Annotated in this window: 10 protein-coding genes; 4 read left to right on the top strand and 6 right to left on the bottom strand. The window is 73.4% G+C overall.

All coding sequences use genetic code 11. The features are described 5' to 3' along the window. Positions 1–53 precede the first annotated feature (53 nt). Positions 54–1,982: an acyl-CoA dehydrogenase family protein gene (locus ACFWJO_RS36455; RefSeq protein WP_386872323.1), complete on the bottom strand. Its 1,929-nt coding sequence runs from the start codon at positions 1,980–1,982 to the stop codon at positions 54–56. Between the two features lie 326 nt (positions 1,983–2,308). Here ACFWJO_RS36455 and ACFWJO_RS36450 point away from each other — a divergent pair, with 326 nt between their 5' ends. The 4 genes from ACFWJO_RS36450 (at position 2,309) to ACFWJO_RS36435 (ending at position 5,744) form a co-directional block, all read left to right on the top strand. Further along, positions 2,309–4,390 (top strand): CHAT domain-containing protein, encoded by a 2,082-nt coding sequence (locus ACFWJO_RS36450; RefSeq protein ID WP_386872321.1) that lies wholly within the window; start codon positions 2,309–2,311, stop codon positions 4,388–4,390. A gap of 12 nt (positions 4,391–4,402) precedes the next feature. After that, positions 4,403–4,834 carry a hypothetical protein gene (locus ACFWJO_RS36445; RefSeq protein ID WP_386872319.1) on the top strand — a complete coding sequence of 144 codons (432 nt, stop codon included), beginning with the start codon at positions 4,403–4,405 and terminating at the stop codon, positions 4,832–4,834. A 236-nt stretch (positions 4,835–5,070) separates the two neighbouring features. Continuing rightward, positions 5,071–5,313 (top strand): CD225/dispanin family protein, encoded by a 243-nt coding sequence (locus tag ACFWJO_RS36440; protein WP_386872317.1) that lies wholly within the window; start codon positions 5,071–5,073, stop codon positions 5,311–5,313. Between the two features lie 44 nt (positions 5,314–5,357). Then, positions 5,358–5,744 carry a DUF2752 domain-containing protein gene (locus tag ACFWJO_RS36435; protein ID WP_386872315.1) on the top strand — a complete coding sequence of 129 codons (387 nt, stop codon included), beginning with the start codon at positions 5,358–5,360 and terminating at the stop codon, positions 5,742–5,744. A 227-nt stretch (positions 5,745–5,971) separates the two neighbouring features. Here ACFWJO_RS36435 and ACFWJO_RS36430 read toward each other — a convergent pair whose 3' ends face one another. The 5 genes from ACFWJO_RS36430 to ACFWJO_RS36410 all read right to left on the bottom strand — a co-directional run bounded on the left by ACFWJO_RS36430 (position 5,972) and on the right by ACFWJO_RS36410 (position 14,271). Next, entirely contained in the window at positions 5,972–7,417 is a 1,446-nt protein-coding gene (locus tag ACFWJO_RS36430; RefSeq protein WP_386872327.1) for an aldehyde dehydrogenase family protein, read from the bottom strand. A 275-nt stretch (positions 7,418–7,692) separates the two neighbouring features. Beyond that, the gene (locus ACFWJO_RS36425) at positions 7,693–9,033 is read right to left on the bottom strand and encodes a PQQ-binding-like beta-propeller repeat protein (protein WP_386872314.1); all 1,341 of its coding nucleotides are present in this window, start codon (positions 9,031–9,033) and stop codon (positions 7,693–7,695) included. Between the two features lie 55 nt (positions 9,034–9,088). Then, positions 9,089–10,072 carry an EamA family transporter gene (locus ACFWJO_RS36420; RefSeq protein ID WP_386872313.1) on the bottom strand — a complete coding sequence of 328 codons (984 nt, stop codon included), beginning with the start codon at positions 10,070–10,072 and terminating at the stop codon, positions 9,089–9,091. Positions 10,073–10,161: 89 nt separating this feature from the next. Continuing rightward, positions 10,162–11,751, bottom strand: a complete 1,590-nt coding sequence (locus ACFWJO_RS36415) for a PucR family transcriptional regulator (protein WP_386872312.1) — start codon at positions 11,749–11,751, stop codon at positions 10,162–10,164. Positions 11,752–11,937: 186 nt separating this feature from the next. Next, positions 11,938–14,271, bottom strand: a complete 2,334-nt coding sequence (locus ACFWJO_RS36410; protein ID WP_386872325.1) for an ATP/GTP-binding protein — start codon at positions 14,269–14,271, stop codon at positions 11,938–11,940. Between the last annotated feature and the right edge of the window lie 8 nt (positions 14,272–14,279).

Below are 14,279 nucleotides of genomic sequence, written 5' to 3'. Positions count from 1 at the left end.
GGCCGCCGGGCCGGAGGCGGGCCGCCCCGCAGCGGGCCGCCTCCGGTCGGGGCTCAGGTGATCTTGCGGTGGACGTTCTCCTGCGTCGACGGGCCGGGGGTGGTGTCCGCGATCCAGGGGCCGTCGTCGCTGGGGTCGAGGATGCCTTCCTCCAGCCAGGTGTACGAGCCCGCCAGGACGCCGTCGACGACCTTGCGGTCCAGGTCGTCGGTGTTGGACCAGAGGCGGCCGAAGAGCTCCGCGATCCGGAGCCGGGCCTGGCGGCAGAAGGCGTCCGCGAGCTGGTGGGCCTCGCGGCCGTGGGCGCCGGTGGTGCGGAGGAGTTCGGCGCGCACGCAGACGGCGGCCATGGCGAAGAGTTCGGCGCCGATGTCGACGATCCGGCCGAGGAAGGCCTGCTTGAGCTCCATCTTCCCCTGCCAGCGGGACATGGCGTAGAAGGTGGAGCGGGCGAGCTTGCGGCTGGTGCGCTCGACGTACCGCAGGTGGGTGGCGAGCTCCCCGAACTCCGCGTACGCGCCCGGGAGCTGTCCCTGGCCTGCGACGAGTCGCGGCAGCCAGCGTGCGTAGAAGCCGCCGGCCCGGGCGCCCGCCCTCGCCTTGTCCGCGAGCGGCTTGTCGGGGTCGATGATGTCGCCGGCGACGGCGAGGTGGGCGTCGACGGCCTCGCGGGCGATCAGCAGGTGCATGATCTCGGTGGAGCCCTCGAAGATCCGGTTGATGCGGAGGTCGCGCAGGACCTGCTCGGCGGGGACGGCGCGCTCGCCGCGGGCGGCGAGCGAGTCGGCGGTCTCGTAGCCGCGGCCGCCGCGGATCTGGACGAGTTCGTCGGCGATCTTCCAGGCCATCTCGGAGCCGTACAGCTTGGCGAGGGCGGCCTCGATGCGGATGTCGTTGCGGTCCTCGTCGGCCATCTGGGAGGCGAGGTCGACGACCGCCTCCAGGGCGAAGGCGGTGGCGGCGATGAAGGAGATCTTGGTGCCGACGGCCTCGTGCCGGGCGACCGGCTTGCCCCACTGCTCGCGTTCGGCGGCCCATTCGCGGGCGATCTTCAGACACCACTTGCCGGCGCCCGCGCAGGCGGCGGGCAGGGAGAGCCGGCCGGTGTTGAGGGTGGTCAGCGCGATCTTGAGGCCGGCGCCCTCGGGGCCGATGCGGTTCGCGGCGGGGACCCGCACCTGGTGGAAGCGGGTGACCCCGTTCTCCAGGCCGCGCAGGCCCATGAACGCGTTGCGGTGCTCGACGGTGATGCCGGGCGAGTCGCCCTCGACGACGAAGGCCGTGATCCCGCCCTTGTGGCCTTCGGAGGCGGGCACGCGGGCCATGACGACGAGGAGGTCGGCGACGACGCCGTTCGTCGTCCACAGCTTCACGCCGTCCAGGACGTACGTGTCGTCGCCGTCGGGCACGGCCGTGGTGGCGAGCCGGGCCGGGTCGGAGCCGACGTCGGGCTCGGTGAGCAGGAAGGCGGAGATGTCGCTGCGGGCGAGCCGGGGCAGGAAGGCGTCCTTCTGCTCCTGCGTGCCGAAGATCTTCAGCGGCTGCGGTACGCCGATCGACTGATGGGCGGAGAGCAGCGCGCCGAGCGCGGGGCTCACCGAGCCGACCAGGGCGAGGGCGCGGTTGTAGTACAGCTGGGTGAGGCCGAGCCCGCCGTACTTCGGGTCGATCTTCATGCCGAGCGCGCCGAGTTCCTTGAGGCCGCGCACGGTCTCGTCCGGGATGCGGGCCTCGCGCTCGATGCGGGCGCCGTCGACCTCGGTCTCGCAGAAGGCCCGCAGCTTGGCGAGGAAGGCCTCGCCGCGCCGTACGTCCTCGTCGGCGGGCATCGGGTGCGGATGGATGAGGTCCAGGCGGAAGCGTCCGAGGAAGAGTTCCTTCGCGAAGCTCGGCTTGTGCCAGTCCTGCTGGCGGGCCGCCTCGGCGACCTGCCGGGCCTCGCGTTCGGTCACCTTGGGCGGCCGCTGGGTGGGTGCGGACATGAGGAGCTCACCTCGCCGCTCGTCGGGAGCCTGATCGGCCTGGCGTCACGCAGGTGCTACTCGTCCGTCGTACCCGATATCGGTGGGTTCGGAAAGACGGAGGGAGCGTTCGCGGGACGTCCTCCCGACGACCGGGGCCGCGGCGAGATCCGCAACCATGCTCCGGATCTTGTCCGACGCTCCTGCGAGGGATCGTCGCCCAGGTGCCCCACCCGGCCCCCAAGACCTGTCCCCTTATCCGTGGCCCTCGCAATGCGCCCGGGCCCCCTGGGTGGACGCCGTGAAATATCGGGTGTGAACTGTATCCGGGGGCGGAGGTGGGTTCGGTGAAGGGTCTCCCGTTCCAGCTCGAAATTATTGAAGCCGACACCAACTGGATCGTGTCGTGCGCTTCCGAATGCGGCGAAGCGCTGATCCGCGTGCCGGCACCCTATTCCGAGACCGAACTCCAGTCCACCCTTTCCCGGGTGGAGCTTGCGCTGGCCAAGTCGTACAGCTCCCTGCTCGTGCGCGGCGCTCCCGCCGAGGAAAGACCGGTCCGGGAATTTGGCGAACGACTCACACAAACTCTCTTCCGGAACGATATTCTCCTCCAGTTCGACCTGTGCCGCCGCGAGGCGCGAAAGCAGGGCGTTCCGGTGCGGATCCTGCTGCGCACGAACGGCCCGCATATTGCATCCATTCCGTGGGAATACCTCGTTGATCCGTCCCGCGATGACTACCTCGCGCTACGCGTCCCCATCGTCCGGTACCTGCGGCTGATGAACCCGGTACCCCCGTTGCCCCTGACCCTGCCGTTGCGCGTACTGGGCATCTCGGCGAATCCGCGCGATCTTCCCCTGCTGGACGGAAAGGGGGAGGAGCGGCAGATATCGCAGGCACTCGAGCAGTGCAGCTCGGACAACGTGGACGTCCACTGGCTCCCCGGGGATCAATGGCAGGATCTGGCGAAGGAGCTGCGGTTCGGTTCGTGGCACGTCCTGCACTGCGTCAGCCACGGCGGATTCGACGAGGAAAGGAATGCCGGATACATCCAGTTGTCCGGTGCCGACGGGACTGCCAAGAAGATATATGCCAGTGATTTCGAGAGACTGATCGCGGACAGCCCTAATCTGCGTCTCATCGTACTGAATTCCTGTGAATCCGCGGTCAGCGGGTCCGAGGACGTCTTCGCGGGCACCGCCGCCAATCTCGTACGTGCGGGCGTTCCGGCAGTGGTCGCCATGCAGTACGAGATCACCGACAGGGCCGCCCTCGTCTTCGCCTCCTCGTTCTACGAGCGGATCGCCGCAGGCGTTCCGGTCGACCGGGCGGTGACCCTCGCGCGTGAAGACGTGAAGATGAACCTGGACAGCCTCGAGTGGGCCACTCCCGTGCTGTTCCTCGCATCCGATGAAACCCGGATCTTCTCGCTGCCGGACGCACCGCCGAGCGCACAGGGCCCGCAACCGCGGATTACGGTGAACGTGCCACCGCCCCCCGCGCCGCCGCCCCCCAGGCGAACACCCCGCCTCTTCCACCGGACTCTGCTCGCGGAGATCGGTCCGTGCAGTGACCTGGCGCTCGGACCGTTCGGCCTCCTTGCCGCCGCGTGTGGTGACGGCGTGGTACGCATCGTGGACGGAGACCACGGCGGGCTGGTCACGCAGTGCCTGCCCGTGCAGCGTGAAAACCCGGTCCGTGTGGCCTGGGGCCCTTGGCGACGGCATGTGGCCAGTCGGCACAACGACGGCACGGTGGTCGTGTGGGACCTCCAGACCGCCACACCGGTACGCGTGATGAACATGGACGGAGCGGGCGATGCTGTGGCGATCAGTTCGGACGGCCACTGGCTCGCGGCGACCGTCCGGGACCGCATCTACATCTACAACGCGTGGGGTGCCCGGGTGCGGGATCTGGCGGCGTGGCCGGGGAAGGAGCCCAAAGCCTGGCAGCGCAAGGGCGGCCGGGGCAGGCTCGGTCCCCTTCGTTTCGCGCCGGGTGACCGGCACGTGGTCGTGACAACCGGCGACGGGATGGTACGCCAGTTGGACGTGCGCGGGCAGCCGGTGATGACCTGGGCGCATGCCCACCCCGTAATCTGCCTCGCGCTCACCGAACACGTCCTCGCCACCGGCTGCACGGACGGCAGGGTCCGCCTCTGGTCCTGGGACGGCCGTCTCCTCCGGTGCACGGAGTACGGGCGCCAACCCTCCCATCTGGCCTTCTCCGCCGGCTCCTCGGCACTCGCCATCTCCGACGACGAGGGAACGGTCACCCTGTGGGACCTGAAGACGGGCGAGTTGACCATCGCGGCGAAGCTGCCGCACCGGCTCGCAGGGCTGGCCTTCCTCGACGGTGAAAAAGGCCTGGTGACGGGTACCAGGGCGGGTGCCGTCGAGCGCTGGACGCTATCCCACCGGGGATAGAGGGAGAAAGTCATGGCACATCCCGAGGTCGAGATCTTCTGGCCATCATCGCTCCCCGCCGCCCCGGCTCTGGAAGGGCAGGATGCACTGCGCGAAGCAGGGGTCCCCACCACCTGCATGCTGCGGCCCACCCGGAGAGGGGCGGCCGACATCGTTCTGGTCCTGGTGACGACCGCCGTCCTGCAGCCGTTCCTCAGCACCCTGTTCCAGCTCCTCGCCGAAGAGGCGCACAAGGGGTTGAAGACCTTCGTGGACCGACTTCTGGTAGGCCGCTCGGAAGGAGCGGAGGCGCCCGAGGGCGTGGTGTTCGAGTCGGCGACCGGCGGCCGGGTCACCTTCACTGCGGATCTGCCGGAACGGGCCTACGAGCAGGCGGTCCGTCTGGACGCCCGCGGCGACCGGTGGATCTGGGACTCCCGACGCGCGATGTGGACCCCTGCCTGAGGGGTACGGATCCAGAGAGGTGCACAGCCATGGCAGACCGACACCAACCTCCGCCTCACGACGACGACGAGAACTGGGGTCCGGAGACCCCTTGGCAGGAGCCGTTCATCGCACCGCAGCAGTCCCCGCCCTCGCAACCCCCGCCTCCTACGTCACCTCCACCTCGGGCGGAGGGTCACCAGCAGCAGTGGGGAACGGCACCCTACGGAGGCCGCGGGGGAGCGCCGAACTCCTACTTGACCCCGGCCATCCTCGTCACGCTCTTCTGCTTCCTGCCTACCGGGATCGCCGCCATCGTCTTCGCCTCACAGGTCCAGGGCAAGTGGACCGCGGGTGACTTCGCGGGAGCCGCCGAGTCGTCGCGGAAGGCGAGGCTCTACGTCATCGTGAGTGTCGTCGCCGGCTGCCTGGCGTGGGTGATCCTCCTGGCCATCGGCTTCGCCACTGATCCGGGCACGAACACCACGCCGACACCGTGACATCGCCACGCCTCCGGGCCTTCGGGCCGGCTCCCCGGGCTTCGATGCGGAAGACCGTCCGTGACGCCTGGCTGGGCGCGGCGATCTTCGCAGCGGTCGCCGTCGTCGTGGCGCTCGTGGACCCCACCCGGCCAGGACGGTTCCCGAGCTGTCCGTTCCACTCCCTCACGGGCCTCGACTGTCCGGGCTGCGGCAGTCTGCGCGCACTCCATCAGCTCACTCACGCCCATCTGACAGCAGCGGCCGATTACAACCTGCTGTTGGTCGCGTTCTTGCCGTGCGCCGCGGTCGTCTGGCTGCGCGCCGTCACCGGCAGGAGCGGCCGGAAAGGCGCCCCCCGGCGGTGGGCGCCGCGCATGGCCCTCGTCGTGGTCGTCCTCTGGACGGTGCTGCGCAACCTTCCCGTCTTCGGGGGAGTGCTGGCCGCTTGACTTTCGCGGACGCCCACAGGCCCCGACCACGCCTTCCGGGCCCGCGCTGACAGCGGGCGAGCCGCGTCCCGGCAGCGCCTGCTCCGCACCCGGTTCCCGTGAGTGCACAAGAACAGGCCACACGTGCGAGCAGGTCATGAGGGGACAAAAGGGCGGTCCGAGCCCCCGCACAGTGGGCTCGGACCGCCGGTCTCGCGTGTACGGACGCGTTGGTCCGTACGGGTTGCCTAGAGCGCCAGGCCCGTCAGGACCAGGACGCGCTCGTAGGTGTAGTCGTCCATCGCGTACCTGACGCCCTCGCGGCCGACGCCGGAGCGCTTGGCGCCGCCGTACGGCATCTGGTCGGCGCGGTACGAGGGGACGTCGCCGACGATCACGCCGCCGACCTCGAGGGCGCGGTGGGCGCGGAAGGCGGCCTGGAGGTCGTGGGTGAAGACGCCGGCCTGGAGGCCGAAGTCGGAGTCGTTGACCGCGGCGAAGGCCTCGGCCTCGCCGTCGGCCTTGGCGACGGTCAGGACCGGGCCGAAGACCTCGGCGCGGGCCAGGGTGACGTCGGCCGGGAGGTCGGTGAGGACGGTCGGGGCGTAGGTGGCGCCCTCACGCTTGCCGCCGGCGAGCAGCTTGGCGCCGGCCGCGACGGCCTCGTCGACCCAGGCCTCGACGCGCTTGGCGGCGTTCTCGTCGACGAGCGGGCCGACGTCGGTGGCGTCGTCCGCCGGGTCACCGGTGACCTGGGCCTCGACCGCGGCGACGATCTTCGGCAGCAGGCGGTCGTAGACGGAGGCGTCGGCGATCACGCGCTGCACGGAGATGCAGGACTGGCCGCCCTGGTAGTTGGAGAAGGTCGCAATGCGGCTCGCGGCCCAGTCCAGGTCGGCCTCGGAGGACCAGTCCGGGAGGACGACGGCGGCGGCGTTGCCGCCGAGCTCCAGGGTGCAGTGCTTGTGGGGCACGGACTCCTGGATGGCGTAGCCGACCTTGTCGGAGCCGGTGAAGGAGATGACCGGGAGGCGCTCGTCCTGGACGAGGGCGGGCATGCGGTCGTTCGGCACGGTGAGGATCGACCAGGAGCCGGCCGGCAGGTCGGTCTCGGCCAGCAGCTCGCCCAGGATCAGGGAGGAGATCGGGGTGGACGGGGCCGGCTTGAGGATGATCGGGGCGCCGACGGCGATGGCCGGGGCGACCTTGTGGGCGCTGAGGTTCAGCGGGAAGTTGAACGGCGCGATGCCGAGGACGACGCCCTTGGGGATGCGGCGGGTCAGCGCGAGCCGGCCGGCGCCGCCGGCCTCGGTGTCGAGGCGCTGGGCCTCGCCGGCGTTCCAGCGGCGGGCCTCCTCCGCGGCGAACCGGAAGACGGAGACGGCACGGCCGACCTCGCCGCGGGCCCACTTGATCGGCTTGCCGTTCTCGGCGGAGATGACCTGGGCGATCTCCTCGGTGCGCTCGGCGAGCCGCTTCGACACGTGGTCGAGGGCGGCGGCGCGGACGTGCGCCGGGGTGGCGGCGAACTCGTCGACGACGGCGTGCGCGGCGGCGACGGCCTCCTCGACCTGGGCCTCGGTGGGCACGCTGACCTTGCCGACCAGACGTCCGTCGTACGAGTTCGTGACGTCGAAGGTGGCCTCGCCGGTGGCCTCGCGGCCGGCGAGCCAGAAGGCGTGGGTGGTCGTCATCGCGTACCGGCCCTTTCCGTTTCGGTGCATCGCTGGAGGGTGCGAGGGGGGTGCTCTCGCGCTCTTGTGACACGTTAGGGCGAAGCGGGCGAGCGGGGGCTTGTCCGGTGTGGAGTGGTGGCCGGGAACTCCTGTCCGCTTTGGCGGAAGCGGCCCGGGGCGGCGCCGGCCGCCGGGCGGCCGGGACCCGCTGGAGCACTGGTAACGGGCCACCGGGCCCGGTACGCGGCGGTGCGCGGGTCGTCAGGTGCGGTACGCCGGGTCGTACGCCCGCGTCACCAGGTGCGGTAGGCGGAGAAGGGGCGCTGCCCGCCCTGGCTCCAGCGGGCGGCGATCCAGAGGTCCTCGTGCCGGAAGAGACCCGCGAGCTCCTCGTTGCCGTCGTCGGTGTCGCGGTCGAAGGTGCGCCGGTCGACCTCCTCGCCGGTGGCCGCGTCGAAGACGTAGAGCTCGTCGAGGCCCTTCCGCGAGCGGGTGAAGACCGAGACGCGGCCGCCGCCCGCGTGCATGGCCGTGGCCTCGCGCCAGGAGCCCCAGGACTCGGAGGTCCACAGCTCCTTGCCGGTGGCCGGGTCGACGGCGGTGACGCCGCTGCCGGAGCTGTCGAAGACCTTGCCGTCCGCGGCGGCTTGGGCGCCGCCGCCGAGCTGGAACTCGCCCTGGCGGCGGCCGTCCGCGCCGAAGCCGACGAAGGCGTGGAGGCCGTGCGGCACCGCGTCCTGGACCATGAGGACCGTCGGCTCGGCGGACAGGAAGGACACGACGGCCTTCGGGTCGACGGGCCGCCGGGCGCCGAGCGCCGTGGTCCACAGCTCCTTGCCGGTGGCCGGGTCGAAAGCGGCCAGCTTCGCCTCGGTCGCGCACCGGAGGGCCGCCAGGACCCGCTCGGGTGCGACGGCCACCGCGCGCGGGACACAGCCCTCGGGCACGGCGGCCTTCCAGCGCGGGGCGCCGGTGCGCGGGTCGAAGGCGCGCAGCGCCCGGTCGCCCGGGAGGGCGGGCCGGGTGCGCCGGCCCGGGTCCTCGTCCCACTGCGCGTCCTCGTCACGGAGGACGGCGAGACCGGAGCCGGTGGCGAGGACGTCGGTGGCGTCCTCCGGGTCGGTGTCGCCCGGGGTGCGGGTGGTGCGCCACAGCTCACGGCCGGTTTTGAGGTCGATCGCGGCGACGGTGGCGCAGCCCTTGCCCGCCCGGCGGGCCTGGCCGCCCGCGCCCGGGTCCATGAGGCCGATCAGCGCGACCGCGTCGGCGGTGTCGCCGGTGGCCGCGCCGCCGCCGCTGGTGGCGCAGATCTCGGCCCGGCCGGGCACGGCGTACTCCCACCGGCGCGCGCCCGTCCGGGCGTCGAAGCCGGTGACGGCGTCGAAGCGGCTGCGGACGACGGTGTCGCCGACGAGCCAGGCCGCGTTGCCGTAAGGGGCGGCCGGCTTGTCGTACGGGGTGTCCCAGACGCGCTCCATGGAGTCGCCCGGCATGTGCCCGGTCTCGGAGGCCACGCAGGAGGCGAGCCCGCCGCCGAGGGCGAGCAGGACACCGAGGACCACCAGCCAGGCGACCAGCGGTCCCCGCGATCCCGCCGACGACCGCGCCGCGCCGCCCGTGCCTCGTGCCGCCATGCCGCTCTCCCCCGGTCGACGCTGTCGTGACCTCGTCAGCCTAGGCGACGGTCGATCACCCGCGGCGCTCGGTCGAGACGATGGCCCAGACGCCCGCGACCACGATCGCGCCGCCGAGTGCGATCGACCAGGTCAGGGACTCGTTCAGGATCAGGGCGCCGAGAGCGACGGCGACGACCGGGTTGACGTAGGCGTAGGTCGCGACGAGCGAGACGGGCGCGGTCTGGAGGAGCCAGGCGTACGCCGTGAAGGCGATGAGCGAGCCGAAGACGATCAGGTAGCCGAGGGCGAACCAGGCGCTGCCCGGGACGGCCGCCAGGTCGAGGCCGTGCTGCTCGCCGCGGACCAGGCCGACGCCGAGGCCCGCGAGGCCGCCCGCGAGCATCTCGTACACGCTCGCGGTGAACGGGTTGGCGGGCATCGGGATCCGCGAGGAGGCGAAGGAGCCGACCGACCAGCTGAGGGCCGCGACGACGACGAGCAGGACGCCGCCGAGCTGCACCTCGCCGCTCAGTCCGGGCAGCGTCAGCACCGCGAGTCCGGCGAGCCCGAGCAGCACGCCGACGGTCCCGCCCAGGCTCGGGCGGTCGCCGGAGACCGCCTTGAGGACCACGACCCAGACCGGGACGACGGCGACCAGCAGCGCGGCGAGCCCGGACGGCACGGACGTCTCGGCGAGGACGACGAGCCCGTTGCCGCCGAGGATCAGCAGCAGGCCGACGGCGACCGCGGAGGCCAGCTGCCGCGGGCTCACCTTGAGCGCGGCCGGACCCTGCCGCCAGGCGATGACGCCGGCGAGCAGCACGGCGGCGGTGACGAAGCGGGTGCCCGCGGACAGGAACGGCGGCAGGTCGTGGACGACGACCCGGATGCCGAGGTACGTGGAACCCCAGACGACGTACACGATCCCGAGCGCCGCCCACACCGCGCCGGGGATCCGGCGGGCGGGGCGGTCGGAGGCGGAGGCGGCTGCGGAGGCGGGACCGGCTGACGGGGCGTCCGGGGCTTCGGGAGCCGTACCTGCGGCGGGGGTTGTCATGCCCAGGAGATTAGGCAGTCAGGGGCGCGCAGACCAACAATTCTGCCCGGGATCGGGCAGGCCGGGCCCACAACGGCGGCGACTCCCCGTCATTCCCCCTTCGTGAGCGGGCCCGTGCCGCCGTCGCCCGTCGCCTTCAGCGCCAGCCACAGCTCCATCCGCACGTCCGGGTCGTCGAGCGAGCGGCCGAGGATCTCCTCCACCCGGCGCATCCGGTAGCGCAGCGTGTGGCGGTGGACGCCCAGGTCGGCGGCGGCCGCGTCCCACTGGCCGTGGCGGGAGAGCCAGGCGCGGAGGGAGGCGACCAGGTCGCCGCGGCCGGTGGCGTCGTGTTCGTACAGGGCGCGCAGCAGGCCGTCGGCGAAGGCGCGGACCGCGTCGTCGGCGAGGAGCGGCAGGACGGAGCCGGCCGCCAGTTCCTCGTGCTCGACCAGGGCGCGGCCGCGCCGCCGGGCCACCGAGAGCGCCTGCTCGGCCTGCTTGTAGGCGGCGGCCGCGGCGATCGGGCCGGTCGGGGCCGAGAGCCCCACGACGAGGCCGGCCTCCTCCGCCTCGCGCGTGGCGAACGCCTCGCACGCGGTGACGACCGCTCCGCCGTCACCGGCCAGGACCACCAGCCGTTCCCCGCCCTCCGGGCCCTCCGGCACGGTCAGCACCGACTCGCCCGCGCGGGCGGCCGCGGCCTCCAGCGTCTCGGCGAGCGCCGTGAGCGGCGGCTCGCCCTCCTTCGGCTCGGCCGACGCGACGGGCTCGGCGATGAGCAGCCGGAACGGGGCGTCGAGCAGCCCGCCGTACAGGTCGCCCGCCACGGCCCGTGCGTGGTCCGGCTGGCCGGCGAGCAGCATCCGCAGCACCGCCGCGCCGAGCCGCTGTTCGGCGGCCTGGAGCGAGCGGGAGCGTTCCGTGGTGAGGGTGAGGAGGGCGATCGCCGAGTGCACGGCGTAGCGCTCGGCCGTGCCCAGCGGTGCGCCCGTGCCGACCGCGAGCGCCCCGCGGACCCGTCGCCCGGTGCCGAGGGACTGCAGCTCGACCCGGTCGTCGGTGCCGCCGACGACGGCGCTCGCGGGCGCGGGCCGCTCCCGGAGCCGTTCGACGTCGGGTGTGAGCCGGGCGGCCCGGCGCGCCGCCCACTCGGGCGCGACGGCGAGCACGGTGCCGGAGGTGTCGTACAGCGCGGCCCAGCCGTCCACGTGCGCCGCGAGCCGGGCGACGACGGCGTCGGGGCCCTCGGCGAGCGCGGCCCTGGTCAGCTCGCGCTGCGCCTCGAATCCGGCGGTCACGGCCCGGTACTGGTCGGCGGCGATGGCCGCGGAGACGGCCTTGCTGATGGCGAGGAACGGCGTCCGCCGCGGCACTTCGAGCAGCGGCAGGTGCTCCTCGCGAGCCGCTTCGAGCAGCGCCGCCGGGATGTCCTCGTAGTTGACTCCGACGGCGAAGCCGAGGCCGACGACACCGGCGCCGACCAGCCGCCGCACATAGCGCCGCATCGCCTCGGGGTCCTCGGCGTCGAGCGTGAGGGCGGTGGTGAGCAGCAGTTCGCCGCCCTCCATGTAGGGGACGGGGTCGGTGAGCTCGCTCACGTGCGCCCAGCGCACGGGGGTGTCGAGGCGGTCCTCACCGGCACGGACGGTGAGTTTGAGCGCCGAGTGCTGGACGAGCGAGGCGAGGGTGGGCGGCATTTGGGGACCGTCGGACCTTTGAGGTTCTGGGGAGGGAGGTGCGCGTCGGGGTGGGGGGTCGCGCGGATGGGGAGGCGGCCGCCCGTCGGGGGCGGCGTGTCCCTGATTCTGCCAGCCCGTACCGGGCCCCGCCCTCGCCCGTACGCCGCCGCCTCCTCCTGCCCCGGCCGGTCCCGCCCGCCGTCCTCAGCCGCGCAGGTCGACCAGGAGCGGCGGGGTGCGCTCGCCCTCGACGTGCGTGAGGGACAGGACGGCGTGGCCCGGCGGCACGGCGTGGGCGAGGTCGGAGGCGGACCAGCGCTCGCGCTCGACCTCGCGCACCGTCACCGCCTCCGTCGTCACGGCCTTGCCGGTCATCAGCTTGCGGAGGGCGTGGAAGGCCCGGGTCATCGGCTGGTCGGCGAAGACGGTGTGGTGGGCGACCTCGGTGGTCTCCACCCGTTCGGTGCCCCACGCCTCGGCGAAGGCCCGGCCGTCCCAGTTGGGGATGCCCGCGAAGGCCATCCGGCAGCCGACCACCGCGAGCAGCGGCCCGTGCAGCGCGGCCGGCACCTCCGCGAGGGTACGGAGGGCGAGGACGACGCCCGCGTTCTGCGGGCGCAGCCGCTGCAGGGCCCGCACGGTCCTGGGGGTGAGCGCGCCGGCCGCGTCGTCGAGCACCAGGCAGGCGAAGTGGCCGCGCGACGGGCGGTCCCGGTCCCGGTCCCGTACGACGGACTGGAACTGGGCGAGCAGCAGCCGGTTGAGGAGCCGGGCGGCCTCCTCGTGGGCGCCGTCGGGGAGGCCGATCCGCACCCGTACGGGGTGCTGGGCGACGGCCCGCAGCGAGAACGGGCGGCCGTCCGCGCCGCCGCCGAAGAACTCGGCGAACACCGGCCGGTCGAGCGCCGCGAGCCGGTCGGCGAGGACGGGGCCGAGGTCGGTCGCGGTGCCGACCTGGCGGATCCGGGACTCCAGCTCGCGCCGCATCGCTTGGGCGGCGGCGTCCTCGGGCAGCAGGTCGAGCAGGGTGCGCAGGGTCTCGGGCCGGGCCTCCAGGAGCTCGCGGAGCACCGGGACGGTGGGGAAGCGGTCGTGAGCGGCCCGGTACGGGCCGATGAGCTGGGCGAGGACGGTGGCCGCGCGGCGGGTCTCCACGCCCTCCATGTCGCCGACGAGTCCTTCGGCGAGGAAGGCGGCGGCCTCGTCGGGGTCGGTCGCCCCGGCGTAGAGGTCGAGGTCGTACGGAGAGGACGGGTCGCCGAGCCGGATCACGACGTCGTAGGCCCCGTCGGGGCCGAGCGGCGCGCCGGCCGCGGCGACGGCGACGACGGAGCAGCCGCCCGCGAGGGCCTGGAGGGTGAGCGACTCGACGACCGGGGCGACGAGGGAGCGGGTCTTGCCGGATCCGGACGGACCGACGGCGAGCAGCGAGGTGGCGAGGAGCCCGGGGTCGAGGGCGAGACCGGCCTGGTGGTAGTCGCGGGGAGTGCGCTCGCCGGCCGGGTACCGCCCGACGCGGACCTGGCCGAGGAGCAGGTCGTGCGTGGCCGCCCGGCCGGGCAGGTCGCGGTCGCCGGACGGGTGGCCGCCCGCGGCCGGCCCGTCGCGGAGCAGCTTCCCGACCAGGGCGGTGCGGCGCACGGCGTCGTGGCGGGTGTCCTGCCAGGCGCGCCGGACGCGGGCGCAGTCGACGTCGTTCATCCGGCCGTCGGCGACGGCGGCGGCGAGCAGGTCCGCGGCCTGCGCCTCGCCCGCCTCGCGGAGCTCGGGCCACTGGGAGCGGGGGACGACGGGCCCGGCGGGCGCGGCGGGCGCGGCCTGGGCGGCGGCGGACGCCGCGGTACGGGCGCGCCGGGCGCGGACGAGGCCCTTCCAGTCGCCGAGCCGGGCGAACGGCCACAGGACGAGGAGGGTGATCAGCGTGTAGAGGGTGTAGACGACGAACGGTGAGGTGAACACGTCGAACCCGCCGGTGAGCAGGGCGACGAGCGCGAGCGCGGGCGACACGACGGGCAGCGGGTCCCAGTCGAGGCCGAAGGCCTCGGGCCAGACGAGGACGAGGGTGCCGAGGGCCATGGCGCCCGCGAGTGCGGCGCGGGTGCCGGGGCGGAACCGGCCGACGTAGTGCCGGACGATCGTGCGCCAGGAGCCGAGGAAGCCGATGGCGGCCACGAGGACGAGGAGGAACACGCCGTCGTACATGGCGCGGGCCGCCTGGCCGTGCCAGTCCACGGGAGCGGTGGTGGCCGGGTACCACCATTCCCTCGGCGTGAGCAGCCAGAGGAACTCGGGCTTGTACGGGAAGACCTCGGAGCGCCAGGCGGACCAGGCGAGCAGTCCGATGGCCACCGGGATCAGCATCCCGGCGATGGTGACCGGCGCGAGCCGTTCGGGCCCCTCGGGGCCGGGCGGCACGTGCCGGAACCGCCAGATCCCCGGCCCCGCCTCCGGCCGCGGCGCGTCCAGCCACGCGGCGACCGGACCGGCGCCGCCGGGCGCCGGGACGGCCCGCGGCGGCACGGCGGGCGGCGCGGGCACCCCTGCCG

The sequence above is a fragment of the Streptomyces sp. NPDC127092 genome (assembly GCF_042722475.1).
In the GTDB taxonomy this organism is placed as follows: Bacteria; Actinomycetota; Actinomycetes; order Streptomycetales; family Streptomycetaceae; genus Streptomyces.
The sequence above is the reverse complement of the archived record's forward strand: the minus strand, read 5'-3'. Positions and strand labels throughout refer to the sequence as shown.